General features: G+C 75.0%; 21 protein-coding genes. 16 read left to right on the top strand and 5 right to left on the bottom strand.

Annotated features, from left to right (window positions below):
* Positions 1-44: 44 nt before the first annotated feature.
* From PGN05_RS19320 to PGN05_RS19290, 7 genes are all read left to right on the top strand, one after another.
* The gene (locus tag PGN05_RS19320; RefSeq protein WP_419754196.1) at positions 45-5,567 is read left to right on the top strand and encodes a carboxyl transferase domain-containing protein; all 5,523 of its coding nucleotides are present in this window, start codon (positions 45-47) and stop codon (positions 5,565-5,567) included.
* Between the two features lie 22 nt (positions 5,568-5,589).
* Complete coding sequence (locus tag PGN05_RS19315) at positions 5,590-7,560, top strand: 3-oxoacyl-ACP synthase III family protein (protein WP_419754195.1); 1,971 nt, start codon at positions 5,590-5,592, stop codon at positions 7,558-7,560.
* A gap of 153 nt (positions 7,561-7,713) precedes the next feature.
* The gene (locus PGN05_RS19310) at positions 7,714-8,694 is read left to right on the top strand and encodes an ATP-binding cassette domain-containing protein (protein ID WP_419754194.1); all 981 of its coding nucleotides are present in this window, start codon (positions 7,714-7,716) and stop codon (positions 8,692-8,694) included.
* Positions 8,691-9,527, top strand: coding sequence for an ABC transporter permease (locus tag PGN05_RS19305; RefSeq protein ID WP_419754193.1), 837 nt, complete (start codon positions 8,691-8,693; stop codon positions 9,525-9,527). Before PGN05_RS19310 ends, PGN05_RS19305 begins: the two co-directional genes overlap by 4 nt.
* A 37-nt stretch (positions 9,528-9,564) precedes the next feature.
* A complete protein-coding gene (locus tag PGN05_RS19300) occupies positions 9,565-10,434 on the top strand; it encodes a tryptophan 2,3-dioxygenase (protein WP_419754192.1) in 870 nt (289 codons plus the stop codon).
* A 65-nt stretch (positions 10,435-10,499) separates the two neighbouring features.
* Positions 10,500-10,667: a hypothetical protein gene (locus PGN05_RS19295; protein WP_419754191.1), complete on the top strand. Its 168-nt coding sequence runs from the start codon at positions 10,500-10,502 to the stop codon at positions 10,665-10,667.
* Positions 10,668-10,715: 48 nt separating this feature from the next.
* Entirely contained in the window at positions 10,716-11,921 is a 1,206-nt protein-coding gene (locus tag PGN05_RS19290; RefSeq protein WP_419754190.1) for a low temperature requirement protein A, read from the top strand.
* Positions 11,922-11,931: 10 nt separating this feature from the next.
* On the opposite strand, the gene PGN05_RS19285 is transcribed toward PGN05_RS19290, so the two are convergent.
* A complete protein-coding gene (locus tag PGN05_RS19285; protein ID WP_419754189.1) occupies positions 11,932-12,609 on the bottom strand; it encodes an isochorismatase family cysteine hydrolase in 678 nt (225 codons plus the stop codon).
* 173 nt (positions 12,610-12,782) lie between these two features.
* Between PGN05_RS19285 and PGN05_RS19280 the strand changes: the two genes are divergently transcribed.
* From PGN05_RS19280 to PGN05_RS19270, 3 genes are all read left to right on the top strand, one after another.
* Positions 12,783-13,652, top strand: a complete 870-nt coding sequence (locus PGN05_RS19280; RefSeq protein ID WP_419754188.1) for a fumarylacetoacetate hydrolase family protein — start codon at positions 12,783-12,785, stop codon at positions 13,650-13,652.
* A 78-nt stretch (positions 13,653-13,730) separates the two neighbouring features.
* Positions 13,731-15,323 (top strand): Na+/H+ antiporter NhaC family protein, encoded by a 1,593-nt coding sequence (locus tag PGN05_RS19275; RefSeq protein WP_419754187.1) that lies wholly within the window; start codon positions 13,731-13,733, stop codon positions 15,321-15,323.
* Positions 15,324-15,407: 84 nt separating this feature from the next.
* Positions 15,408-16,652, top strand: a complete 1,245-nt coding sequence (locus PGN05_RS19270) for a cation:proton antiporter (RefSeq protein WP_419754186.1) — start codon at positions 15,408-15,410, stop codon at positions 16,650-16,652.
* On the opposite strand, the gene PGN05_RS19265 is transcribed toward PGN05_RS19270, so the two are convergent.
* Both PGN05_RS19265 and PGN05_RS19260 read right to left on the bottom strand, forming a co-directional pair.
* The gene (locus tag PGN05_RS19265; RefSeq protein WP_419754185.1) at positions 16,574-17,182 is read right to left on the bottom strand and encodes a TMEM175 family protein; all 609 of its coding nucleotides are present in this window, start codon (positions 17,180-17,182) and stop codon (positions 16,574-16,576) included. The two genes, PGN05_RS19270 and PGN05_RS19265, sit on opposite strands and share 79 nt — an antisense overlap.
* A gap of 32 nt (positions 17,183-17,214) precedes the next feature.
* On the bottom strand, positions 17,215-17,973 hold the full coding sequence (locus PGN05_RS19260; RefSeq protein WP_419754184.1) for a hypothetical protein: 759 nt from the start codon (positions 17,971-17,973) through the stop codon (positions 17,215-17,217).
* 100 nt (positions 17,974-18,073) lie between these two features.
* Between PGN05_RS19260 and PGN05_RS19255 the strand changes: the two genes are divergently transcribed.
* Positions 18,074-18,943 carry an alpha/beta fold hydrolase gene (locus PGN05_RS19255; protein ID WP_419754183.1) on the top strand — a complete coding sequence of 290 codons (870 nt, stop codon included), beginning with the start codon at positions 18,074-18,076 and terminating at the stop codon, positions 18,941-18,943.
* Between the two features lie 128 nt (positions 18,944-19,071).
* On the opposite strand, the gene PGN05_RS19250 is transcribed toward PGN05_RS19255, so the two are convergent.
* Entirely contained in the window at positions 19,072-20,679 is a 1,608-nt protein-coding gene (locus PGN05_RS19250; RefSeq protein WP_419754182.1) for an alpha/beta hydrolase, read from the bottom strand.
* Between the two features lie 184 nt (positions 20,680-20,863).
* Positions 20,864-21,886 (bottom strand): LLM class flavin-dependent oxidoreductase, encoded by a 1,023-nt coding sequence (locus PGN05_RS19245; protein WP_419754181.1) that lies wholly within the window; start codon positions 21,884-21,886, stop codon positions 20,864-20,866.
* A gap of 103 nt (positions 21,887-21,989) precedes the next feature.
* Here PGN05_RS19245 and PGN05_RS19240 point away from each other — a divergent pair, with 103 nt between their 5' ends.
* The 5 genes from PGN05_RS19240 to PGN05_RS19220 all read left to right on the top strand — a co-directional run bounded on the left by PGN05_RS19240 (position 21,990) and on the right by PGN05_RS19220 (position 25,305).
* Positions 21,990-22,202: a hypothetical protein gene (locus PGN05_RS19240; protein WP_419754180.1), complete on the top strand. Its 213-nt coding sequence runs from the start codon at positions 21,990-21,992 to the stop codon at positions 22,200-22,202.
* 47 nt (positions 22,203-22,249) lie between these two features.
* Entirely contained in the window at positions 22,250-22,633 is a 384-nt protein-coding gene (locus PGN05_RS19235) for an ArsR/SmtB family transcription factor (protein ID WP_419754179.1), read from the top strand.
* Positions 22,630-23,268 (top strand): SRPBCC family protein, encoded by a 639-nt coding sequence (locus PGN05_RS19230; RefSeq protein WP_419754178.1) that lies wholly within the window; start codon positions 22,630-22,632, stop codon positions 23,266-23,268. The genes PGN05_RS19235 and PGN05_RS19230 overlap by 4 nt, the downstream gene beginning before the upstream one ends.
* A 79-nt stretch (positions 23,269-23,347) precedes the next feature.
* Complete coding sequence (locus PGN05_RS19225) at positions 23,348-24,622, top strand: sensor histidine kinase (RefSeq protein WP_419754177.1); 1,275 nt, start codon at positions 23,348-23,350, stop codon at positions 24,620-24,622.
* A complete protein-coding gene (locus tag PGN05_RS19220; protein WP_419754176.1) occupies positions 24,619-25,305 on the top strand; it encodes a response regulator in 687 nt (228 codons plus the stop codon). Before PGN05_RS19225 ends, PGN05_RS19220 begins: the two co-directional genes overlap by 4 nt.
* The last annotated feature ends 222 nt before the right edge of the window (positions 25,306-25,527 follow it).

The following is a 25,527-nucleotide window of genomic DNA, read 5'->3' as shown; positions in this document are numbered from 1 at the left end:
TGCGGCGCTCAGCCTCACGATCCGACTCAGAGGGGTGCACACCGGTGTTCAGCCGCATCGCCGTGGTCAACCGGGGCGAGCCCGCCATGCGGCTCATCCGCGCCGTCCGGGAGCTCGACGCCGAGCACGGGACGCGGACTCGGGTCCTCGCCCTGCACACGGAGGCCGAGCGGCGCGCGGGCTTCGTGCGCGCCGCCGACGAGGGCGTCCTGCTCCGTGAGACGGGGGCCGGCAACCCCTACCTCGACCACGCCGAGCTGGCCCGGGCGCTGCGCACCAGCGGCGCGGACGCCGCCTGGGTGGGCTGGGGCTTCGTCGCCGAGGACCCCGCCTTCGCCGAGCTGTGCGCGGACCTGGGCGTCACCTTCATCGGGCCACCGCCGGAGTCGATGCGGCTGCTGGGCGCCAAGATCGAGGCCAAGGTGCTGGCCGAGCAGACCGGCGTGCCCGTGGCCGCGTGGAGCGGTGGCCCGGTCGAGACGCTGGACGACGGCCGCCGGCACGCCGCGACGATCGGCTACCCGCTGATCGTCAAATCCCGCAGCGGCGGGGGTGGCCGCGGCATCCGCGTGGTCCGCAGCGAGGCGGAGCTGGAGGAGGCGCTCAGCCGCACCCAGGCCGAGGCGCAGCGGACCTTCGGCGACCCCGTGGTGTTCATGGAGCGGCTGGTCGAGGGCGGCCGGCACGTCGAGGTGCAGGTGATCGCCGACAGCCACGGCACGGTGTGGGCGCCCGGGGTCCGGGACTGCTCGGTGCAGCGGCGCAACCAGAAGGTGCTGGAGGAGTCCAGCTCGCCGGCGCTGAGCCCCGAGCAGGCCGCCACGCTGAAGAGCTCGGCGACCGCGCTGGTCAAGGCGGCCGGGTACGTCGGCGCCGGGACCGTCGAGTTCCTCTACCAGCCCGAGGAGCAGCTGTTCACCTTCCTCGAGGTGAACACCCGCCTGCAGGTCGAGCACCCGGTGACCGAGGAGGTCACCGGCCTGGACATCGTCAAGCTCCAGCTGCACGTCGCCGCCGGCGGCCGGCTGGAGGGCGAGCCGCCGGCCGAGAACGGGCACGCGGTCGAGGTCCGGCTCAACGCCGAGGACGCCGAGGCCGGGTTCGCCCCCTCGCCCGGCCGGGTCGAGCTCATGCGGCTGCCGGCCGGCCCCGGGATCCGGGTGGACACCGGCATCGGCGTGGGCGACGTCATCCCGCCCGCCTACGACTCGATGGTCGCCAAGGTCATCGCGTGGGGCCGCGACCGGCCCGAGGCGCTGGCCCGGCTGCGCTGCGCCCTCCGCGAGACCACCGTGGTCCTCCGCGGCGGCACCACCACCAAGTCGTTCCTGCTGGACCTGCTCGACCGCCCGGAGGTCGTCGCCGGAACCGCCGACACCGGCTGGCTGGACCGGACGGGCACCGCAGCGCCCACCGCCCCCGCCGAGTCGGCCTGGGTCGCGCTGGCGCAGGTGGCGATCGACGTCTCCGACGCCGAGGAGGCCTGGGAGCGGGCGGCCTTCCTGGCGTCGGCCCGCGGCGGGCGGCCGCGCGCCCCGCACGAGGTCGGCCGCACCGTCGACCTCGGCCTGCGCGGCGAGGTGTACCGGCTCACCGTCGCGCGCCTGGGCGGGGACCGGTACCGGGTCGGCCTCGACGGCCGGCACGTGGACGTCGAGGTGGACCGGCTGAGCCCGCTGGAGAGCCGGCTGGCCGTCGGCGGCCGGCGGTTCTCCGTCGTGTCGGTGACCGCGCCCGGCTCGCACCTGGTCGAGGTGGACGGCGTCACCCACCGCGTGGGCCGGGACGCCGGCGGCACCGTGCGCGCCCCCGCCCCCGCGGTGGTCGTCGCCGTCCGCGTGCAGCCGGGCGAGGAGGTCGAGGCCGGCCAGACGGTCGCCGTCCTCGAGAGCATGAAGATGGAGACCGCGGTGCGCGCGCCCTTCGCCGGGCGCGTGCGCGAGGTGCTCGGCGCGGTCAACGCCCAGGTCGACGCCGGAGCCGCGCTGATCACGCTCGAGCGCGCCGGGGAGGACGCCGCCGCCTCCACGGGCGAGCGGGTCACCTTCCCCGAGGCGGACGGCGCCGCGCGCGCGGGCGAGCCCCGGGAGCGGGCCCTGGCGCTGCTCGGCGCGATCGAGGCCCTCGTCACCGGCTACGACGTCAGCGCCGGCCACGGCCGCCAGCTGGTCGAGGAGTACGGCCGGGTGCGCGGCGAGCTGCCGGTCGACGACCCGGAGGTGGTGCACCGCGAGCTCGAGGTGCTCACCACCTTCGCCGACCTCGCCGAGCTGTCCCGCAACCGCCCGGCCAGCGAGGAGGAGGAGGCCGACGCGCAGGTGCACAGCCCGCGCGAGTACTTCCACACCTACCTGCACTCCCTCGACGTCGAGCGCGAGGGCCTGCCGGAGAGCTTCCGGGCCCGGCTGGGCCGCGCGCTCCGGCACTACGGCATCGAGGACATGGAGCAGGCCTCGGCGCCCGACGGCGGGGCGTCGGGCCTCGAGCTGCAGGCGGCGGTGCACCGGATCTTCCTGGCCCAGCAGCGGGTCAACGACCAGCTGCCGGCCGTCCTGGCGCTGCTCGACCGGTGGCTGACCGCCCCGGCGATCCCGCCGGACCCGCTGCGCGGCGAGGTCGGGGAGGTCCTCGACCGGCTGGTGGCCGCCACCCAGCTGCGCTACCCCGCCGTGGGCGACCTGGCCCGCGCCGTCCGCTTCCGGCACTTCGAGGAGCCGGTGATCCGCTCGGCGCGGCAGGACGTGCTCGACGAGGCCGACCGGCTGCTGGCCGAGGTCGCGACGGCGGAGGAGCACGACGAGGGCCTGGCCCGCATCGAGGCCCTCGTGGCCAGCCCGGAGCCGCTGATCCGGCTGCTGGCCCAGCGGTTCGGGCGGGAGACCACCGTGCCCGACCCGGTGCTCGAGGTGCTCACCCGCCGCTACTACCGCAGCCGCGACCTGGAGGGCCTGCGGTCGTTCCTCGTCGACGGCCTGTCCTGCGTGGCCGCCGACTACGAGCTGGCCGGGGCCCGGCTGCACCTGCTCGCGGTCATGCTCGAGCGCTCCGACCTGCCGGGGGCGCTGGGGTCGCTGGCCGCGACTCTGGCCGACGTCGCCGACCCGGGGAACCTCGTCGTCGACCTCTACCTGTCCTGGCCGGACCGCCCGGCCGACACCGACGCGGTGGCCGAGGAGCTGCGCGGCATGCTCGGTGAGGCGCCGCCGCTGTGCGCCGGCCGCCGGGTGACCGTCAGCGTGTGCACCCCGGACGGCGAGACCGAGGCGATCACCTTCCGGCCCGCTCCGGAGGGCGGCCTGGCGGAGGAGCGGATCATCCGCGGCCTGCACCCGCTGACGGCTCAGCGGCTGAACCTGTGGCGGCTGAAGAACTTCGACGGCGTCCGGCTGCCCTCGCCCGAGGACACCTTCCTGCTGCACGTGCGGGCCAAGGAGAACCCCGCCGACGAGCGGCTGATCGCGATGGCCGAGGTCCGGGACGTGACGCCGGTGCGCGACGCGAACGGCGCGATCCTCGGGTTCCCGACCTTCGAGCGGCAGCTCACCGCCTGCCTGGAGGGGCTGCGCCAGGCCCAGTCCCAGCGCCCGTCACGCCGGCGGCTGGAGCACAACCGGATCTTCCTCTACGCCTGGCCCGACATCGAGGTGCCGCTGTCGCAGATGGCCGGCTTCGCCGGCGCGACCGCGCCGCTGACCGCCGGCGCCGGCCTGGAGGAGGTCGTGCTGTACGCCCGGCTGCAGGAGCAGGAGGGCCGCCCGCCCCGCGAGGTGGCGCTGCGCTTCGCCCACCTGCCGGGCACCGGGGTGCAGATGCGCGTCACCGACCGCCCCACCGAGCCGATGCGCCCGCTGGACGCCTACACCGAGAAGGTCCTGCGCTCCCGCGCCCGCGGCACCGTCTACCCCTACGAGCTCGCCTCGCTGCTGGCCGGCCCGAGCGGCACCTTCGTCGAGCACGACCTCGACGACACCGGCCGGCTGGTGCCGGTCGACCGCGCCCCGGGCAACAACAAGGCGGGCCTCGTCGCCGGCGTGGTGAGCACGCCGAGCGACCGCTACCCCGAGGGCGTCACCCGCGTGGTGCTCATGGGCGACCCCACCAAGCAGCTGGGCACCGTCTCCGAGCCCGAGTGCCACCGCGTGGTGGCCGCCCTGGACCTGGCCGAGGCGCGCGGCATCCCGGTCGAGTGGTTCGCGCTGTCCTCCGGCGCGCGCATCTCGATGGACAGCGGCACCGAGAACATGGACTGGGTCTCCCGCGCGCTGCGCCGGATCATCGAGTTCACCCAGGCCGGCGGCGAGATCAACGTCGTCGTCGCCGGGATCAACGTCGGCGCCCAGCCCTACTGGAACGCCGAGGCGACGATGCTCATGCACACCAAGGGCATCCTGGTGATGACGCCGGACAGCGCGATGGTGCTGACCGGCAAGCACTCGCTCGACTACTCCGGCGGGGTCTCGGCCGAGGACAACTTCGGCATCGGCGGGTACGACCGGGTCATGGGCCCCAACGGGCAGGCGCAGTACTGGGCGCCGAACCTCACCGCCGCCCACGAGCTGCTGGTGCAGCACTACGAGCACGCCTACCGGGCGCCGGGGGAGCGGTGGGCCCGGCCGGCGCCGACGTCGGACCCGCGCGACCGCGACGTGCGCGAGTTCCCGCACCAGCACCCGGCCAGCGACTTCACCACCGTCGGGGACATCTTCTCGGCCGAGGCCAACCCGGACCGCAAGAAGCCCTTCGACATCCGCACGGTCATGCGCGCGGTCGCCGACGCCGACCACCCGCCGCTGGAGCGCTGGGCCGGCATGGCCGACGCCGACACCTCGATCGTGTTCGACGCCCACCTGGGCGGCCGCCCGGTCACGATGCTGGGCATCGAGTCGCACCCGATCCCGCGCCGCGGGGCCTACCCGACCGACGGGCCCGACCAGTGGACGGCGGGCACGCTGTTCCCCCGGTCGTCGAAGAAGACCGCGCGGGCGATCAACGCGACCAGCGGCAACCGGCCCCTGGTGGTGCTGGCCAACCTGTCGGGCTTCGACGGCTCCCCGGAGTCCCTGCGCAACCTGCAGCTGGAGTACGGGGCCGAGATCGGCCGGGCCATCACCAACTTCGACGGCCCGATCGTCTTCTGCGTGGTGTCGCGCTACCACGGCGGCGCCTTCGTCGTCTTCTCCGGTGTCCTCAACGACAACATGGAGGTCCTCGCCGTCGAGGGCTCCTACGCCTCGGTGCTGGGCGGGGCCCCGGCCGCGGCGGTGGTCTTCACCCGCGACGTCGACCAGCGCACCGCCAAGGACCCCCGCGTCCAGGAGCTCGAGGCCGCCATCGCCGCCGCCGAGGGCGTCGAGGCCGCGCACCTGCGGGTGGAGCTCGCCGCGCTGCGGACCACCGTCCGGTCCGAGAAGCTCGGCGAGGTCGCCGCCGAGTTCGAGGCCATCCACGACATCGAGCGGGCCCGGCAGATGGGGTCGGTGCACGCCATCATCCCCGCCGCCGAGCTCCGCCCCCGCCTCATCGACGCCGTCGAGCGGGGCATCGACCGCGCCGGCGGACAGCCGTAGCCCACGAGCTGAGAGGACCAGCATGAACGCGTTCGTCCTGAACCGTCACGGCCGCATGGTGTTCCCGTCCAACATCGTGCCGGAGCTGGACTTCTCCACGGTCGAGACGCTCGACCAGCTGGACGAGGTCATCCGCCGGGACTTCGAGACCAAGGCGCCGAGCGGGACCGACATCCTGGAGCGGGTGCGCACCGGCGACTACGCGACGAAGTACGCGCTGATGCGCGACCTCGCGCTCAACCTGTTCTGGGCCAACCGCTTCTCGATCACCATGTACGAGAAGCGGCCGATGCGGTGGGCCGACGTGCCGCGGCACCGCTCCGACGTCTTCCTCCCGGTGGTGGAGCCGTGGGAGGAGGGCGAGACCAAGGTCGCCGCCGTGCAGGAGGCCTACCCGACGCTGCCGGCGCAGTGGGACGCTGAGGTCGAGGACCGCATCTTCGGCGTCCTGTTCGACGTCTTCGCCAACCGCAAGCACCACGCCACGACCCTGCCGGCGATCAAGCCGACGGTCGCCGAGTTCCTGGACGAGCCGGACAGCCTCACCTTCCGGCTGCCGTCCTACGACCCCGACTACCCGGTCTACGACTACCGCGACATCCTCGACTGCGACGAGGACGTGCCGGAGCTGGAGTCGCTGCACCGCTGGGCGATGGTGCTGCACAACCAGTACCCGTGGGAGCGGGCGCAGCTGGAGCTGGCCACCGCCGACCAGCTGTCCGACGACGACTACGTGGTCGTCTTCACGCCGCGGGACAAGTCGGTGCGCGACTTCCTCCGCCGGCTGGACGACGACGCCCCGGCCGCGCCGGCCCCGCAGCCGCGCGAGTCGCGCCAGCCGATCCGGCCCTACCGCGAGATCGACGTCCGCCGCGACTTCCGGGTCATGCCGCGGCTGGAGGCGCTGTCCGCGGTGCACGGCGACCAGGTCTGCAGCAACGACGACCTGATCCGCAACACCGCCTACAACTGGTCGCCGATGAGCGCCGAGGAGATCCGGCAGAAGACCGGGATCGAGCAGCGCCGGTACAGCTCGGTCAGCCTCGAGCAGCTGGCACTGCAGGCGGCGGAGGCGGCCCTGGAGAAGGCCGGCCGCGGGCCGGAGGAGTTCGGCGGCGTGTTGGTCTGCACCTGCACCAGCTCCCGGCTGATCCCGTCGCTGGCCACCTACCTGTGCGGCCAGCTCGGCATGTACCAGGTCGCGGCGGCCTACGACATCATCGCCGCCTGCGCCGGCATGCCCTACGGCCTGGCCGAGGCCACCCGGCTGCTCCAGGAGGTGGAGCGGCCGGTGCTCGTGGTCTGCGTGGAGAAGTTCTCCGACAAGATCGGCAACGTCCGCACCTCGCGGATGATCTTCGGGGACGGCGCGTCGGCGATGGTCGTCGGCGTCGCGCCGGGCGGCGCGGAGCCCGACCTGCTGGTCATGAAGACCTACGCCAGCGGGCCGGCCAGCCAGGTCAACTCGATCCTGTGGCCGAACCCCGAGTTCGACAACAACATCACGGTGTTCGGTCCCGAGGTGAAGGCGCTGGCCGGCCGGTACCTGGGGCAGATGATCGAGGAGCTCTCGGCGCTGCCGGACCCGGACGGGCGCGCGGCCTCGCTCATGGAGAGCGTCGACCTCATCGTCCCGCACCAGGCCAACAAGACGATGGTCATCCAGCTGGCCGAGCGCGCCGGCCTGACCGCCGACCAGCTCTACTTCAACATCGAGGACGTCGGCAACACCTCCTCGGCGAGCATCCCGCTGGCCATCCACGACGCGGTGCGGGACGGCGTCCTCACCGAGCCGCAGCGGATCTTCGCGCCGGGCTTCGGCGCCGGGGCGGTCGCGGGCTACGCGATCATGCGGCTGGACCCGTCCGTGGTCGCGGTCCAGACCACGTCCGGCGCCGGCCCGGCGGCCGAGCAGCCCGCGGTGCCGGGCGCCCCGGCCGAGGCGGGGGACCGCCCGACGCCGTCGGACGACGTGGGGGTCGCCTTCGCCTGATCCTCACCTCTTGACCTCGAGCGCGCTCGAGGTCCGACGCTGGGTCATCGGCCGCCTCCGAGGAAAAACCGGTGGCGGCCGATGACCCAGCGGCCCAGATTCGGTCAGTGGGTCGAGAGATGCTGCGACCGACTCCGAGGTGAGGACAACGCGATGACGGCAGACCCACCCCTGGCCATCGAGGCGACCGGGCTGACGAAGTCCTTCGGCGACACCCGCGCCGTGGACGGTGTCGACCTCGCCGTCCCGGCGGGGGCGATCTACGGCGTCCTGGGGCCGAACGGGGCCGGCAAGACCACGACGATCCGCATGCTGGCCACGCTCATCGCCCCCGACGCCGGCAGCGCCCGCGTGCTGGGGCACGACATCGTCGCCGAGGCCGACGCGGTGCGCGGGCTGGTCAGCCTGACCGGCCAGCTGGCGTCGGTGGACGAGGAGCTCACCGGTCGGGAGAACCTGGTGCTCCTGGGCCGGCTGCTGGGCCACCGGCGGGCCGCCGCCCGGGCCCGCGCCGACGAGCTGCTGGAGGCGTTCGGCATCGCCGACGCCGCCGGCCGGCTGGTCAAGCACTACTCCGGCGGCATGCGCCGGCGGCTGGACATCGCGGCCAGCCTCGTGGTCACCCCGCAGCTGGTGTTCCTGGACGAGCCGACGACCGGGCTGGACCCGCGCTCGCGCAACCAGGTGTGGGAGATCGCCCGCGCCCTCCAGGCCGAGGGGACGACGATCCTGCTCTGCACCCAGTACCTGGAGGAAGCCGACCAGCTCGCCGACGGGATCGTGGTCATCGACCGCGGCCGGGTCATCGCCGAGGGCACCCCGGGGCAGCTGAAGTCCTCGGTCGGCACCGGCACCCTGCACGTGCGGCTGCTCGACCCGGAGGGCCGCGCCGACGCGGCCGCGGTCCTGGAGCGGGCGGTCGGTGCGGTGGTCCTCGAGGCCGATCCCGCCGCGCTGTCGGCAGCCTGCTCCGACGCCGAGCGGGCCGCGTTCGGTGTCGGCGAGCTGGCGCGGGCCGGCGTCGGCATCGCCGACTTCTCCCTCGACCAGCCCAGCCTGGACGAGGTCTTCCTCGCGCTCACCGGACACGCGGCCGATGACGCCGCCCGCACCCTCGAGGAGCAGTCGTCATGACCGCCACCACGACCCCGACCGGCGCGGCCGACACCCTCGCCGTCCGCCGCGCCATCGCCTCCACCGCCCGGCCGCCCCGGCCGGGGCCGCTGTCGACGGCGCTGACGTTCGGCTGGCGCGGCATGCTCAAGGTCAAGCACGTGCCCGAGCAGCTGCTCGACGTCACGGTGACCCCGGTGATGTTCCTGCTGATGTTCACGTACCTGTTCGGCGGCGCCATCGCGGGCTCGACCAGCGCCTACCTGGACTACACCCTCCCCGGGCTGCTGGTCATGTCGGTGCTGTTCACGACCGTGTACTCCGGCGTCAGCCTGAACACCGACCTCACCAAGGGCGTGGTCGACCGGTTCCGCTCGCTGCCCATCTGGCGGCCGGCGCCGCTGCTCGGGTCGCTGCTGGGCGACAGCGTCCGGTACGTGGTGGCCGGCACGGTGATCATCGTCGTCGGCCTCGCCCTGGGGTACCGCCCGGACGGCGGGTTCCCCGGGGCGGTCGGGGCGCTGGCGCTGGTCGTCGTGTTCTCGTTCGGGCTGTCCTGGGTGTTCTGCGTGCTCGGGCTGCTGCTGCGCTCGCCGAACGCGGTCATGAACGCCGGGTTCATGGGCATCTTCCCGTTGACGTTCCTGTCCAACGTCTTCGTCGACCCGGCCACGCTGCCCGGGCCGCTGGAGGCGTTCGTCGACGTCAACCCGATCTCGCTGCTGGCCACGGCGTCCCGCTCGCTCATGGCCGGCACGCCGGACGGAACGGCGATCGGGGTGTCCCTCGCGGTGGCGGTCGCGCTGGCGGCGGTGTTCCTCCCGGTGACCACCCGGCTGTACCGCAGCAGGTGACCCTCCCGGGCCTCGCAGGGCGGGCTACGTTCGGAGGATGACCAGCGCGGAACACGACCCCTCGCGGTCCGTGCGGCCGATCGAGAGGTCGATCCGCACGGACCTCCGGGGCGACCTGACCTACGCGGGCTACCTGGAGCTGGACGCCCTGCTGTCCGCGCAGCACCCGCGCAGCGAGCCGGTGCACCACGACGAGCTGCTGTTCATCGTCCAGCACCAGACCAGCGAGCTGTGGTTCAAGCTCGTGCTGCACGAGCTGCGCGCCGCCTGCCGCTACCTGGCCGGGGACGAGCTCGCGCCGGCGCTGAAGTGCCTGGCCCGCGTGAAGCACGTCCAGCGGACGCTCATCGAGCAGTGGTCGGTGCTGGCCACCCTGACGCCGCGGGAGTACGTCCAGTTCCGGGGGGCGCTGAGCAGCGCGTCGGGCTTCCAGTCGCACCAGTACCGCGCAGTGGAGTTCGTGCTGGGCAACAAGAACGCCGGGATCCTCCCGGTGTTCGACGGCGAGCCGGCGGCCCGGGCGATGCTGGCCGAGCTGCTGGCGGCGCCCACCCTCTACGACGAGTTCCTGCGCCACCTGGCCCGGCTGGGCCTCGACGTCCCCCGGGAGGTCCTGGACCGCGACGTGCGCGAGCCCTGGGCCTTCTCCCCAGGGCTGGTGCCGGTGTTCCGCCGGGTCTACGAGTCCGAGGACACCCCGTGGGGCGTCTACGAGGCGTGCGAGAGCCTGGTGGACGTCGAGGACGCGTTCCAGCTGTGGCGGTTCCGGCATCTGCGCACGGTGCAGCGCACCATCGGCTTCAAGACCGGCACCGGCGGCTCGTCGGGGGTCGGCTTCCTCCGCCGGGCCCTGGACCTGACCTTCTTCCCGGAGCTCTACGCCGTCCGCACCGAGATCGGCAGCTGAGGGGCTTGTCCCCGGCGACGGCCGGGGACGACCATGGCCCCGCCGTCCACCGCGAGGAGGCCGCCATGACCCAGGACCCCCAGGAGCTGTCGGGCGACTACGGCTACGACATGGCGCACGAGGGGAGCCCCGGCCGGGCCGCGCCGGCGGCGCCGCGACCGCCGCGGCCGGCGCCGTCGCGCCCGGAGGACCAGGCCGGCGACATGGCCTACGACGAGGCGCACGACTTCTGACCCGCCGGTCCGAGTACCTGACCCGCCGGGCCGGGTACCTGGCCCGGCGTGGTGGGAACCGGACAGGGGTTGCTGGGGGCGCTGCTCGGCCGGGGTCGGGGGCGCCGGCTGGAGCTGCGCACCGACGAGGGGCGGTCGGCTTCGCGCCTGGAACTGTTCTTCGACCTCGCCTTCGTGCTGGTCGTCGCCGAGCTGGCGATCCACCTGCGGGCCGAGGTGACCTGGCAGGGGGAGCTGGAGTTCGCCGGGCTGTTCACCACCGTGTGGTGGGCGTGGGTCAGCTCCACGCTCTACGCCAACCGCTTCGACCACGACGACGTCGTCTACCGGTTGTACAAGCTCGCCGGCATGGCGGCCGTCATCGGGATGGCCGCCACGGCGACCGAGGCGACCGGGGAGCGCTTCGGGCTCTTCGTCGGCTGCCAGGTGCTGCTGCGGGCGATCCTGCTCCTGCAGTACCACCGCGCCTACCGGCACGTGGCGCAGGCCCGCCCGGTGGCGCGGCTGTACATGGCCGGCGCGGCGGCAGGGGCGCTGCTGTGGGTGGTGTCGCTGGCCGTGCCCCGGCCGCTGGGGTTCGCGCTGTGGGGCGCGGCCGTGCTGGTCGAGGCGCTGGTGCCGCTGCTGGCCACCCGGTCCTCGGCCGACGTCCCGCTGCACGTCGAGCACCTGCCCGAGCGGTTCGCGCTGTTCGTCATCCTCGTGCTGGGCGAGTCGGTGGCCGGCATCGCGCACGGCCTCGCCGACGCCGCGTGGTCGGCGAGCGCCATCCCGGTCGCCGTCCTCTCCTTCGTCCTCGCCGCGGGGTTGTGGTGGAGCTACTTCGACCTGGCCGGCGCCCGGGCCAAGCGGCTGCTCGACGAGGCCGGCGCCAGCAGCAGCTCGCACGCCCACGACGCGTACGTGTTCGGCCAGCTGCCACTCACGCTCGCCCTCGCGACGGTCGGCGCGGGGGTGGAGCTGGCCGTCGTGCAGAGCGCCGAGGGCGAGGTGCCGGCCGGGACGCGGCTGCTGCTCGGCGGCGGGGTCGCCGTCTACCTGCTGTCGGTGTCCCTCACGACCGCGGGCATGGCACGGGGCTCCCGGCGCGGCTGGTGGTGGCCGGCGGGAGCGGCCGTCGTCGCCGGTCTCGACGCCGCCCTGGAGCTGCCGGCCGGAGTGGTGGTCGGCGCCCTGGCGGCGCTCGTGGTCGCGGTGGTGATCGGGGGGATGGCGCAGCGGGCCGCCGGCCGCCTGGACGTCGAGGAGGTCTGACCCCGGGAGCTCAGGGCGCCGTGACCCGGTCCGCCCGGGCGGCCAGCTCCCGCACGACCTCCCCGGCCGTCGCGTGGCGGACGCCGAGGAGCCCCGCCTCCTCCAGGTGGGAGCCCCGGACCCCGGAGATCGCGTCGGAGACCAGGAGCACCCGGTAGTCGCGCTCGCTGGCGCCGTAGACCGTGGCCCGGGGGCAGTTGGGGTAGTTGCAGCCGGCCAGGACGACGGTGCTGACACCCTGCCCGCGCAGCTGCTCGTCGAGCCGGGTCCGGTGGAACGACCCCCAGCGCGGCTTCCAGATCGCCCACTCCCGGTCGGCGAGGACCTGCAGCCCGCCGCCGAGCAGCAGGTCCGGGTCGAGGTCCGGGGCGCCCGGGGGACGCAGGGCGGGGACGATCTGCGAGCCGGCCGAGCCCGGGCGCACCAGGGGCGAGCCCGCGGCGACCAGCGCGCGCCGGGGGAGGTCGACGTCGTCGCCGGTGTACAGGCGGACGACGTGGACGACCGGCAGCGCGGCCGCCCGGTAGGCCCGCAGCAGCGTCCCGATCACGGGCACCACCTGGGTCGTGCCGGGGACGGGCGAGGCGCCGCCGTCCACGAAGTCGACCTGGGTGTCGACCACGACCAGCGCCGAGCGGTCGAGCTCCGGTGCGGTGTGCGGATCCGGGTCGCCCGGCCAGGTCCCCACGACGATCTCCCTCCGCTGCGGGCCGGACGGTGTCCCGTCCCTCCGCGGAACCGTCCCCCGTCCGGGCGATGGGGGCAACCCCTCCTTGACCGAACCGTTCCGGATCGCCACGATGCCGACGTGACCCAGATCACGCTCTCGGCCCGCCCGGACGGCCCTCCCGGGGCCGCGCGATGAGACTCGTGTCCTTCTCCTCCTCCTCCTCCCGCGACGGGTCGGTGCGGCTCGGCGTCGACACCGCCGCCGGCGTGGTGGAGGTGCCGGAGGGTTCCGGTGCCCCGGTCACCGTCCGGGACCTGCTCGCGGCCGGTCCCGCGGGGCTGGACCGGGTGCGGGCGGTCGTGGCCGACGCCGACGGCGCCGTGCCCCTGGAGTCGCTGCGCCTCGCCCCTGCGGTCCCCGACCCCGCCAAGATCATCTGCGTCGGGCTGAACTACCAGAAGCACGCCGCCGAGGGCGGCATGCCCGTGCCCGAGCAGCCCATCTACTTCGCCAAGTTCGGCAACAGCCTCGCCGGGTCCGGCGCGGACGTCGTCATCCCCGCCGCCACGCGCAGGGCCGACTACGAGGTCGAGCTGGTCGCGGTCGTCGGCCGGCGGACGCGCGGGGTGTCGGTCGAGGCGGCCCTGGACTCGGTGTTCGGCTACGCCACCGGCAACGACCTGTCGGCGCGCGAGCTGCAGATGCGCAGCAGCCAGTGGACGTACGGCAAGGCGATCGACGGCTTCGCGCCCCTGGGGCCCTTCCTCGTGACGGCCGACGAGGTCCCCGACCCACAGGCCCTCGACCTGCGGTGCTGGGTCAACGGCGAGCTCCGGCAGGACTCCAACACCCGCGACATGGTCTTCTCCGTCGCCGAGTTGGTCAGCGACCTGTCCCAGATCATGACCCTGGAGCCCGGTGACGTCATCTACACCGGCACGCCGGAGGGCGTGATCCTCGGCATGGCCGACCCCGTCTGGCTGCAGCCGGGCGACGAGGTCGCCTGCGAGGTCCAGGGCCTCGGGCGCCTGGTGACGCGGCTGGTGGCCGACCCGACCTGACCGCCCGGTCGCCCCACCGCGGCCCGCCGGGGGCGGCGGCGCCCGGTCCCGCACCACCCCCGTCGACGAGGAGAGTCCGTGGAACCGTCGCTGTTGTCCCTGCTGCCGCCGCTGGTCACGATCGTGCTGGCGATCACGACCCGCCGGATCCTCATCTCCCTCGGGGTCGGCATCGTCCTCGGCGCGCTCCTGGCCAGCCAGTGGGACGTCGTCGCCGCCGGCCGGCTCGTCCTCGACACGGCGGGCGGGCTCATCGTCGCGGAGGGGGCCGTGGCCGAGGAGGTCTACATCCTCGCCGCCGTCGTCCTCATCGGGGTGCTGACGTCGTTCATCTACGTCTCCGGCGGGCTGGTCACCTTCGCGTCCTGGGCCATCAGCAGGGTGCGGACCCGGGTGCAGGCACAGTTCGTCCCCGTCCTCACCGGCATCGTGATCTTCTTCGACGACGCCTTCAGCAGCCTCGTCGGTGGGACGATCAGTCGGCCCATCACCGACGAGCACCGCATCTCCCGGGCCAAGCTGTCCTACTTCGTGGACTCCACGGCCGCCCCGGTGATCATCCTGGTCCCGATCTCCGGCTGGGCCGCCTTCATCGCCGCCACGATGGCCGGCATCCTCGACGAGAACGGCGTCGAGGGCATCAGCGGCTACGAGGCCTACCTGCAGTCCATCCCCGCGATGCTGTACCCGATCACCGCCCTGCTGCTGGTCATCGCGGTCGCCTACTTCACCATCGACTTCGGGCCGATGCGCCGGCACGAACGCGCCGCCGTCGAGCAGGGGAAGCTGTTCGACGACTCCCGCGGGGCCGTGCCGGGGGAGACCGACCGCAACCTGCCGGTCCGCAACGACGGGCGCATCGGCGACCTCGTGTGGCCGGTGGCCACGCTCATCGCGGTCACGGTGGTCGGAGCCCTCTGGATCGGCATCGCCCGGGCCGAGGGCTCGCTCGCCCCCATGGACATCCTGGCCAACACCGACGTCATCCTCGCGCTGTTCATCGGGACCGTCGCGGCCTGCCTGCTGGGAGCGGCCATCCTGATGCGCCGCGGGGTCGGGCCCGGGCTGCTGGGCCGCGCCGCCGTCTCCGGCGTCCGGTCCATGCTCATGGCCGCGGCGGTGCTCTTCCTCGCCTGGATCACCGCGGAGATCATCGGCGAGCTCGGGATCGGCGAGTACCTGGCCGGCGTGATCGACGACGCCCTGCCCGTGGCCCTGCTGCCGGTGATCCTCTTCCTGCTCGCCTCGTTCATCTCGTTCTCCATGGGCAGCACCTTCGGCACCTTCGGCCTGCTGCTCCCGATCGCGGCGGAGATCGCCGTGTCCCTCGACTCCGGCCTGCTGATCCCCGTCTTCGGCGCGGTGCTCGCCGGGGCGATCTTCGGGGACCACACGTCACCGCTGTCGGACACCACGATCCTGTCGTCCATCGGGTCGGGGGTGCACCTCATCGACCACACGACGACGCAGCTGCCCTATGCCCTCGTCGCCGCCGCCGCGTCCGCCGTCGGCTTCGTCGTGACCGGCGTGACGGAGAGCACCGGCCTCGGCCTGCTCGCGGCCGTCGTCGCCCTCGCTGCGGCGGTCGCCGTCCTGCGCGTCCGCTCGCGGCCGGTGTCGGAGGTCGCCCAGCCGGGCCGGGTGGAGGGCACCGACTCCGTCAGCGGGTGAGCCGGGACCGGCGCCCTCGTCGGGAGGGCGCCGGTTCGGGCACCATCGCTCCCGCACCGACGCAGCGGAGGACGGGAGAACCGGGTGGACGGCGTCCTCGTGGTCGATGCCCTGGTGGCGGTCCTCGCCGTCGCGCTGCTGGCTCCGCTGGCGGTGGGGCTGGTGCCGCGGCTCCCCGTCCCGCAGGTGGTGCTGCTGCTGGGCGGCGGGATCCTCATCGGCCCGCAGGTGCTCGGCCTCAGCTCGCCGTCGGGCGTCCAGGTGCTCGCCGACGTGGGCCTCGGGTTCGTGTTCCTGCTCGCCGGCTACGAGGTGGACCTGCGGCTGGCCCGCGAGGACGCCGGACGCCGGGCCGTCGTGGCGTGGGCGGTGTCGCTCGTCCTCGCCATCGGGGTGGTGGGGGTGCTGGCGGCGGCGGGGCTGGTCCGCGCGTTCGTGCCGGTGGCGCTCGGCCTGACCACCACCGCCCTCGGGACGCTGCTGCCGGTGCTCCGCGAGAACGGCCTGCTCCAGGGCCGGCTCGGGCGGTACCTGCTGGCCGCCGGCGGGGTGGGAGAGCTGTTCCCGGTCCTGGCGATCGCGCTGTTCCTGGGGTCGCAGAACCGGCTCACCGCGCTGGCGTCGCTGGCCGCCGTGGCGGTGCTCGCCCTGCTGCTCGGGCTGGCCCGTCGGGTGGTGCGGGAGGGCGGGCGGCTGGCCACGGTGATCGACCGGGGCCAGCACGAGACCGCGCAGATCACCCTGCGCGCGACGATCCTGCTGCTGATCACGCTGATCGCCGTCACCGACGAGTTCCACCTGGACGCGGTCCTGGGCGCCTTCCTGGCGGGCGTGGTGCTCCGGCGCTGGGTGGGGGAGGCCTCGCCGGCGCTGGAGTCCAAGCTCGACGCGGTCGGCTACGGCTTCTTCATCCCCATCTTCTTCGTGTACTCGGGGATGAGCCTGGACCTGCACTCGATCGCGGAGGCGCCGCTGCGGGTCGCGCTGTTCCTCGTCCTCCTGTTGGCCGTCCGCGGGGCGCCGGCGCTGCTGGTGTACCGGGGGGTGCTGTCCTGGCGGGAGCGCGGCCAGACGGCGCTGGTGACGGCCACCGCGCTCCCGGTGCTGGTGGCGCTCACCGAGATCGGGCTGCGCAACGGCACGATGCTGCCGCAGAACGCCGCGGCGCTCGTCGGGGCCGGCGTGCTCACCGTGCTGCTGTTCCCCGCGCTGGCGCTGGCCCTGCGCGAGCGCCGGGAGGAGCCCGGCGGTCAGCCCCGTCCACCGGCCGGCCGGGGGAACAGGCGCCGCTCCAGCGGCGGGGTGAGGAAGAGCAGGAAGAGCGCGTAGTAGTTGACGCCGGGCACGAGCACGCCGAGCAGCAGCGCCAGCACGAAGGTGCCCGTGGTGACCAGCCCCGCCCGCGGGTCCACGGGCGGGGTGCCGGGGCGCTGCAGGGCCGGGCGGCGCCGGATGAGCAGGGTCAGCGCGGTGAGCAGGGCCGAGCTCGCCGCCATGGTGCCGATGTAGAGCCCCACGGCCGGGCGGGCCGCGCCGTAGACGGCGACCACCTGCGTGGCGAAGGGCAGGACGACGATCGTCAGCAGCCAGGCGAAGTTGACCAGGACGAAGGCGTGGTCGTAGGCGCCCACCTGCTCGACGAGCCGGTGGTGCACCAGCCACAGGCGGGCGATGACGGCGAAGCTGAGGAGGAACGCCCCGAACTGGGCGGCGTCCGCGCGCAGCACCTCGGCGAGGTCGTCGGCCGGCGCGACGTCGGCCAGGACCTCGACCAGCGGCAGCACCAGCAGGGTGATGGCGATGGCCACGACGGCGTCGAGGAACGTGACGAGACGGTCGAGGCCCCGTTCGGTCCGCACGGTCGGCAGGCTAGGCGACGGCCCGGCCGCGCTCACCGGTCCGCGCGCGGGGCGCCGACCACCACGCCGGGCCGGACGGGGTGCGGCGCGCTCGCGAACAGGTCGACCAGCGCGTCCCACGAGGTCCGCCGGCCGGGCGGGAACCGGCGCTCCGAGCGGTGCCGGCGCGGCGAGTCCGCCGGGTACCGCCGGACGGCCCAGAACGACTGCGGCCGCGCCAGGCGGACCGCGGCGACCGCCGCCACCACCGGGACGAACACGCCCACCACGCCGAGCACCGTGCGGCCCTTGAGGACGGCGACGATCGCGAAGGCGAGGTTGACCGCCACCGTGATCGCCAGCGGCACGTCAGCCGGCAGCTCCTGGGCGTCGAACGGGTTGGCGCCGACCAGCAGCAGCCCGCCCACCACCAGCGCGATGAGCACCGCGTCGATGGAGCTGCGGCCCTCCCGCGACCAGTACACGTCCTCCAGGTGCAGCCACAGCGCGAACTCGTCGAGGGTCAGCGCGGCGCCCACCCCGAACAGCACCGCCAGGATCGGCCGCCCGGCACCGTCGGGACGGTAGGTCAGCTCCACGAGCCCGGTGCCCAGCAGCAGGAAGATGCCGTACACCTCGTGGTGCAGGTGCACGCCGCCGACGCTCGCGTCCCGGAACGGGCCCCGGCCGGTGCGGATGGCCCGCGTGATGAACCGGGTGGTCAGGAAGGTCAGCAGGAAGGCGCCGAGCATCCAGGCCACCACGACGCGGCGGCCGGCGAGGACGGGCAGCAGCTCCAGTTCGATGCCCACTGCGTCTCCCGCGCGCCCGAGGTCTCCGGCCGGCCCGATCGTCGCGCCGCTGTCAAGGCCGGGCCGTCTCCCGGTCTCCCAGGCGGGGTAGGGGCGGGGCATGGACGACGGACCGCGCGAGGGCACCCTGCGGCTGGCCGACGGCCGGGTGCTCGGGTACGCCGAGTACGGCGACCCGCGGGGGCGGGTGGTGCTCGGGTGTCACGGGTCCCCCAGCTCCCGGCTGGAGCGGCACGTCGAGGACGCCGCCGACTACACGCGCTGGGGGATCCGGTTCGTCGTCCCCGACCGGCCCGGGTTCGGCGGCTCCGACCCGCAGCCGGGCCGGCGGGTGACCGACTGGCCGGCCGACGTCGCCGCCCTGCTCGAGTCGCTGGGGGTCGACCGGTTCAGCGTGCTCAGCCTCTCCGGCGGCGCGGCCTACGCCCTGGCGTGTGCGCACGTCCTCGGCGACCGGGTGCTCGGGGTGGGGGTGCTGGGCGGCGCGCCGCCGCCCGACGTCCCGTGGCCGTGGCCGGACTGGGTGCCGCACCGGGTGCGCTCGGCCGTGCACCGGCCGGTCCCGGGTGCGGCGGCGCTGCTCAGGCCCGTGTTCGCGCCCGCCGCCCGACGCCCGCAGCTGATCCCGCGGTACCTGCAGGCACGGCTCAACCCGACCGACCGGCGGGTGCTCGCCCGCCCCGCCGTCCACCGGCTGCTCGCCGCCACCTTCACGGAGGGGCTGCGGCAGGGGCCGGGCGGGCTGGCCGCCGACCGGGCGCTGCTCCTGCGGCCGTGGGGCTTCCCCGTGGGGGAGGTGCGCCAGCACGTGCACGTGTGGCACGGCACCCAGGACTGGCAGGTGCCGGTCGCGCTGGGGCGGGTGCTCACCGCCATGCTGCCCCGCGCGACCGGGCACTGGCTGGGCGGCGAGGGCCACTTCGCCGTCTTCGACCACGCCGCGGAGGTGTACGCCGCCCTCCGGCCCTGACGCCGTCCTCGCTCGGCGTGTTTGAGCCATCGGCGTGTCGGGAACCCCGCGGGCAACCGGCCCCGGCGTGGTCGTGAAATCCCCGCGCCGGGGCCGTGGCGCCTCCGCGGCCGGGAGCCGCCGCGCCCTCAGCGCCCCGCGGTCAGGACGCCGATCGCGGTGACGGGCAGCGGGAGGGACGTGGCGGTGCCCACCGGGACCGGCACCTCCTCGGGGGAGGTGAACGGCACCTCCTGCGGGCAGACCGTCCCCTCGGGCGGCAGCGTGCCCGTCACCAGGTAGCTGTCGGTCGCGCTGTCGATGCAGGCGGAGTTTCCGCCGTAGGCGGTGTGCCCGTCGCCGTCCATGGTGATCAGCCGGGCGTTGCCGAGCTGCTCGGTCAGGGCGACGGCGCCGGAGTACGGCGTCGCCGGGTCGTGGGTGGTGCCGACGACCAAGACCGGCGGCGCCGAGGGGTCGGCGACGAACGGGCCGCTGAACGCGTCCTCGTCCCGCACCGGCCACAGCGCGTGGAAGAGGAGGTTGTGGCTGCCGAGGAGGCGCCAGAAGTGCGGGAACTCGACCCACTCCTGCGCACTGCGCCGCAGGTAGGGGTCGCGGTCGGCCGGCCACTGCTGGTCGGCGGCGGTGATGGCGGCCAGCGCGTCGCCGGTCGGGGCGTTCGCCGCCGCGAGCAGGGACGACAGTGCCCGGACCAGCGAACCGTCGCCGTCCTCGGCCGCGGCGAGAGCAGCGGCGAGCACCCCCCACGCCTGCTTGGCGTAGAGCAGCTGGAACGTCACCACGCGGATCTCGTCGCCGACGACCGGTGTCGGGTCCTCGGGGAACCCGGGAACGGGCAGCGGGGTCGCGTCCGCCGTCGCCAGCAGGGCGTCGAACGCGGCGTGCGGGTCGCTCCCGCCGAAGCCGGAGCAGGCGACCTGGTCGGCGGCGCAGGCGTCGAGGAAGCGGTCGAGGGCGTCCTCGAAGCCGCCGAGCTGGAGGGTCCGCAGCGCCAGCGGGTCCTCGACGTACAGGTCCGGGTCGACCCCGCCGTCGAGGACCAGGGCCCGGTACCGGTCGGGGAACAGGCTGGCGTACGTGGCGCCGAGGAAGGTGCCGTAGGAGAAGCCCAGGTAGCTCAGCCGCTCCTCGCCGAGGGCGGCGCGCAGGACGTCCATGTCCCGGGCGACGTTCGCCGTCGACAGGTGCTCGAGGATCGCGCCGTTGTTGGCCCGGCAGGCGTCCACGTAGCGCTGGAAGACGGCGACCAGCGCGTCGACGTCGAGCCCGAAGGGGTCCGCCGCCGGGGTCAGGGGCTCCGGCGGGGCGTTGCACGCGACGGCCGGGGTGCTCTGGCCCACCCCGCGCGGATCGAACCCGACGATGTCGAAGCGCTGGTTGAGCGCACCGAACAGGACGGGGCCCAGGGTCTGCAGGACCTCCACGGAGGGCCCGCCCGGGCCGCCCAGGTTGAAGAACAGCGACCCGATCCGGTTCGCCGGGTCCGTCGCGGGGATCCGGGCGACGGCGATCTCGACCTGCTCCCCGGCGGGGTCGTCGTAGTCCATGGGCAGCGGTGCGCGGGCGCACTCGACGCCGGCCGCGGTGGCCTCGGGCGTCGTTCCGCACGACGCCCACGCCAGCACGGGGACCGCCACCGGCTCGGTCTCCGGCTGGGCGCCCGCGACCGCCGGCGTGGCGCCGACCAGCAGGGCGACCAGCCCGCCGACGACGGTGCTGCGACGACTCGGCATGGGACACCGACCCCTCCGGGAGAGGGCACGGCGACGTGCCCGATGCGTGGTCGCGGGCAGTCAACCGGGACGCGGGGCCGGGCGTCACCGGTCCGGGGTTGAGTTCTCCGCGAGTTCCGAAACGGCTGTCGCGTGCCGTCACGGTGCGGGTGCGAGCCCTGACCGCCAGGCCGCGGCGGCCGCGTCAGCCAGCCGGCCGCCAGCCCAGCGCCGGGCCGAGCCGGGTCGCGACGTCGGTGAGGATCTGCTCGTAGTCGGCGTCGGCGAAGCTGAACGGCAGTGCGAAGACCACCTCGGTCACCTCGCGGAAGCCGGCGTGGGCGTACAGCGCCTCGGCGATCTCCTCCGACGTGCCCAGCAGGTCGCGGGCGAACAGCAGGCCGGCCGGGCCCTGCGGAGCCGCGGTCCGCGGCGTGCGGGCCGCGACGTAGGCGGCGTACCGCTCCCGCTGGTCCGGGGAGGCGCTGTCGGTGGGGATGACCACCAGCCCCTGCGAGACCCGGGCCGCGGCGCCGTCGGGGTGCGCGGCACGGAAGGCGCGGATCTGCGCGGCCTGGATCGCGGCGAAGTCGGTCGACCCGTCCTCGGCCCTGACCACGCTGCTGGTCAGGAAGTTCATGCGCTGCTGCCCGGCCCACTGGGCCGAGCGCAGGCTGGCGCCGCCGTACCAGATGCGCGACCGCAGGCCCGGGGAGTGCGGCTGCACGCGATCGGAGAACTCCTCGACCACGCCCTCCCGTCCGGCGACGCCGGCCCGCTCGCCCGCGACCAGCCGCAGCAGCCGCGACACCCGCTCGTAGGAGAAGTCCTCGGCGTCGGCGGTGTCCGGGTAGAGCGCTTCCCGGACGTCGTCCCAGCGCATCGGCGGGCCGACGCTCACCCCGGGGTGCAGGCGCCCGCCGGAGAGGACGTCGACGGTGGCGAGGTCCTCGGCCAGGCGCAGCGGGTTCTCCCAGCCGAGCGGGATGACCGCGGTCCCCAGGGCGATCCGGCGGGTGCGCTGGGTGGCCGCGGCGAGCACGGCCACGGGGGAGGAGATGCCGTACTGGAGGTGCCGGTTGCGCAGGTACGCGCTGTCGAGACCCAGCCGCTCACCGAGCTCGATCACCCGCAGCGTCGTCTCGTGCCCGGGCCCCGGGTCGGCGCCGTCGAACAGGCCGATGGTGAGGAAGCCGAGGCGCTGCAGGGGCACCGTGGGGGGAGGCACGGGTCGATTCTCGCCGACCCGCCCTCGAGGGCCGCCGGGTGTCGCCGGTCGCCGCCGTGGGCACCGCGGCTGGCGACGGCGACCCACGCGAGGAGGACCGGTCATGAGCGAACGGGACGACGAGTACCCCGCCGGCGGGCGGGCGGCCGACGGGCCCCGGGCGCCCACCACCCCGGCCGAGGCGGTGCCGCCGGACCCGCCGGTGGCGCGCGGGGTCCCGACCCGCGGCGACACCGACGCCCCGGCGGAGGAGACGCCTCGCCCGGAGGGCCCGGCCGACCCCTACGACGACCCGGTGCAGGGCGGCGCCGGCTGATCGCATCAGCCTTGACTCATATAAGCTATCACTTCTAGAGTACGGCCGTGCACGCGTTCGACGTCCTGGGTGACCCGGTCCGCCGGCGCATCCTCGAGCTGCTGGCCGACGGCGAACAGCCCGCGGGGGCGATCGCGGCCGTCGTCCAGGCGGAGTTCGGCATCTCCCAGCCGGGGGTGTCCCAGCACCTGCGGGTGCTCCGGGAGAACGGGTTCGCCCGGGTCCGGGCCGAGGGCGCCCGGCGGCTCTACGCCGTCGAGGCCGCGCCGCTGCAGGACGTGGACCGGTGGCTGGACCGCTTCCGCCGGGCCTGGGAGCAGCACCTGGACGCCCTGGCGACCGAGCTGGCCCGCGGCGAGCGCGCGCGACGCACCAGCGCCGCGACGGACCCGGGCGCCGGGTCGGCGGCCGGACCGGAGGAGGACACGTGAGGGACATCCTGGAGGAGGTCGCCGCGGCGGCGCGCTCGGTCGCCCGGCGGGGGACCGGGGACGACGAGCAGGTCGCCGTCACCGTCCGGCGCACCTATGGCGCCGCGGTCGAGGACGTGTGGGACGCCGTCACCGACCCCGACCGGCTGGGCCGCTGGTTCGCCCCGGTCACCGGGGACCTGCGCGACGGCGGGGCGTTCCAGGTCGAGGGCAACGTCGGCGGCGACATCGTGCGCTGCGAGCGCCCGCACCGGCTCACCCTGACCTGGGGCGGCCCGGTCAGCGTCGTCGACGTGCGGCTGCGCGCGGACGGCGACCGGGCGACGACCCTCGAGCTCGAGCACACCGTGCCCGTCGCGATCGCCGGCAGCGGCGCCGGTGCCCTCTACGTCGGCCCCGGGTGGGACGTCGGCGTGCTCGGCCTCGGGCAGTACCTGGACGGCGTCGTCGTCGCCGACGTCCCGGCCTGGGAGGGCTCCGCCGAGGTGCAGCGCTTCACCGAGCGCGCGATCGCCGCGTGGGTCGAGGTGGTCGCCGGCAGCGGGACCGCGAGCGGGGAGGAGACCGCCGCCGCCGCGGAGGTCGCCCGCGCCCAGTTCACCCCCGACCTGCTCGCCGGGACCGCCCAGGAGTAGCCGCGGGGTACCTGGTGCCGGCCCGCGTGCTACCGCAGGGTGACGCGCCGGCCCGGGTGCCCGTCCTAGGGTCGCCGTCGTGGCAGGGACCGTCTCGGCGCCGGAGCGGACCGCCCGGTGGGAGCGCCCGCTCCTCGCCGCGGGGCGGGCGGCCGCCGACGTCCTGTGGGCGGCGGTCCCGGACCCGCCCTGGCAGCTGCGACGCGGGCGGTGGACGGCGCTGCTGGTCTGGGCGGCGGTGCTCTACGGGCTCGTGGTGGCCCTCACCGCGGCCAGCGTGGTCATCAACGACAGGAACCGCATGGTCGGCGGGCTGGCCTTCCTGCTGGTGCTGCCGTCGGTGCTCGCGCTGGCCTCCGCGGTGCACCGGCCCCTGGACGGCTGGCGCCTGGGCACGCTGTGGCTGCTGGTCGTCCCGTACCTGCTGCGCCCGCCGAGCGGGCTGGTGCCGCCGCTGGAGCCCTGGCAGTGGTGCCTCTGGTGCCCGGTCCTGCTGGCCGCGGCCTGGGCGGCGACGCCGCGACAGGCCGCCGCCCTGGCCGGCCTGTCGGCTCTCGCCGTCGGGGTCTCGACCCTGCTCTCGCCGTGGCCGGTGCACGGCGGGTACCTGGTCGTGTCCCTGATCGGCGCCCTGGTCCCGATCGTGGTCGGCGCCAGCCTGGGCGCCCGGGGCCGGGCCCGGCGGGCGCTGGCCGAGGAGCAGGCCCGGGCCGCGGCGACCCAGGCCGCGCGGGGCGCGCTGGCCGAGCGGGCCCGGATCGCCCGGGAGATGCACGACGTCGTCGCCCACCACCTGTCGCTGATCGCGGTCCGCTGCGAGACCGCGCCCTACCGGCTGGCGCCGCTGCCCGAGCCGGCCGGCGGGGAGCTGGCCGAGGTCGCCGCCGCCGCCCGGTCGGCGCTCACCGAGCTGCAGCGGGTGCTCGGGGTGCTGCGCACCGAGGACCAGCAGGCCGAGCGGGCGCCGCAGCCCGGGCTCGGCGCGCTGCCCGGGCTGCTGGCCGCGGCGCGCGACGCCGGCACCGACGTCTCCTGGCAGCTGACCGACGGCGAGGTCGAGGACACCGTCGGCCTGTCGGTGTTCCGCATCGTGCAGCAGGCGCTGGCCAACGCCGTCCAGCACGCCCCCGGCGCGCCGGTGCGGGTGTCGGTGCTCCGGGACGGCGGCGCCCTGCGGATCGAGGTGACCAACGGGCCCGGCCGGGGCGGCGGCACGCCCGGCGCGGGGCTCGGCCTGGCCGGCATGCGCGAGCGGGCCGAGGTGCACGGCGGGTGGCTGGACGCGGGGGCCTGTCCCGGCGGCGGGTTCCGGGTGCTCGCGCAGGTGCCGGCCGACGGGGACGGCGGCCGGTGATCCGGGTGCTGCTGGTCGACGACCAGCAGCTGGTCCGGGAGGGGTTCGCCGCGCTGCTCGACGCCCAGCCCGACATCGAGGTCGTGGGCACGGCCGGGGACGGCGCCGCCGCGCTCCGCGTGCACGACGAGCTGGTCGCGGCCGGGCGCGGGCCCGACGTGGTGCTCATGGACGTGCGGATGCCGGTCCTGGACGGGCTGGCGGCGACCCGCGCGCTCCTGGCACCGCCGTCCCGGGCCGACGGCGGGCCGCGGGTGCTCGTCCTGACCACCTTCGACCTCGACGACTACGTCTACGACGCGCTGCGCGCCGGGGCGAGCGGCTTCCTGCTCAAGCACGCGACGGCCGGCGAGCTGCTGCACGCGGTGCGGGTCGTCGCCGCCGGAGACGCCCTGCTGGCCCCCGCGGTCACCCGGCGGCTGATCGCCGACTTCGTCGCCGCCCGGGCGGTGCCGCCCCCCGGCCGGCCGGACGGGCTGCGGGCACTGACCGAGCGGGAGACCGAGGTGCTCGGCTACGTGGCGCGCGGCTGGTCCAACGCCGAGATCGCCGGCCACCTGGTGCTGGCCGAGCAGACGGTCAAGACCCACGTCAGCCGGGTCTTCACCAAGCTGGGCCTGCGGGACCGCGCGCAGGCCGTCGTCCTGGCGTACGAGTCCGGGCTGGTCACGCCGGGGACCTGACCCTCCGGTAGGGGGTCGAGGACGGCTCCGCAGGGCGACGCCGCGGACCGCGGCCGTGCCTAGCGTCGGGCGACGTGATCTCCCGGTGGACGACGCGGTCGGCGGCCGCGCTGCTGGCCCTGGCCCTGCTCGGCGGCCCGGCGCGGGCGCCGGTGCCCGGCCCGGTCGCCCGCGACCCCGGCTGCGCCGCCGCGCTGGCCGCGCGCACCGGCGCCACGGTGC

It is taken from the genome of Geodermatophilus sp. CPCC 206100, assembly GCF_048569675.1.
In the GTDB taxonomy this organism is placed as follows: Bacteria; Actinomycetota; Actinomycetes; order Mycobacteriales; family Geodermatophilaceae; genus Geodermatophilus.
Note: the sequence above shows the minus strand (reverse complement) of the source record. Positions and strands in the feature narration are given on the sequence as shown.

Excerpts from the sequence above, each read along its gene's own strand:
- PGN05_RS19315 (WP_419754195.1), top strand. The coding sequence starts at position 5,590 with ATGAACGCGTTCGTCCTGAACCGTCACGGCCGCATGGTGTTCCCGTCC.
- PGN05_RS19310 (WP_419754194.1), top strand. The coding sequence starts at position 7,714 with ATGACGGCAGACCCACCCCTGGCCATCGAGGCGACCGGGCTGACGAAG.
- PGN05_RS19305 (WP_419754193.1), top strand. The coding sequence starts at position 8,691 with ATGACCGCCACCACGACCCCGACCGGCGCGGCCGACACCCTCGCCGTC.
- PGN05_RS19300 (WP_419754192.1), top strand. The coding sequence starts at position 9,565 with ATGACCAGCGCGGAACACGACCCCTCGCGGTCCGTGCGGCCGATCGAG.
- PGN05_RS19295 (WP_419754191.1), top strand. The coding sequence starts at position 10,500 with ATGACCCAGGACCCCCAGGAGCTGTCGGGCGACTACGGCTACGACATG.
- PGN05_RS19280 (WP_419754188.1), top strand. The coding sequence starts at position 12,783 with ATGAGACTCGTGTCCTTCTCCTCCTCCTCCTCCCGCGACGGGTCGGTG.
- PGN05_RS19255 (WP_419754183.1), top strand. The coding sequence starts at position 18,074 with ATGGACGACGGACCGCGCGAGGGCACCCTGCGGCTGGCCGACGGCCGG.
- PGN05_RS19250 (WP_419754182.1), bottom strand. The coding sequence starts at position 20,679 with ATGCCGAGTCGTCGCAGCACCGTCGTCGGCGGGCTGGTCGCCCTGCTG.
- PGN05_RS19240 (WP_419754180.1), top strand. The coding sequence starts at position 21,990 with ATGAGCGAACGGGACGACGAGTACCCCGCCGGCGGGCGGGCGGCCGAC.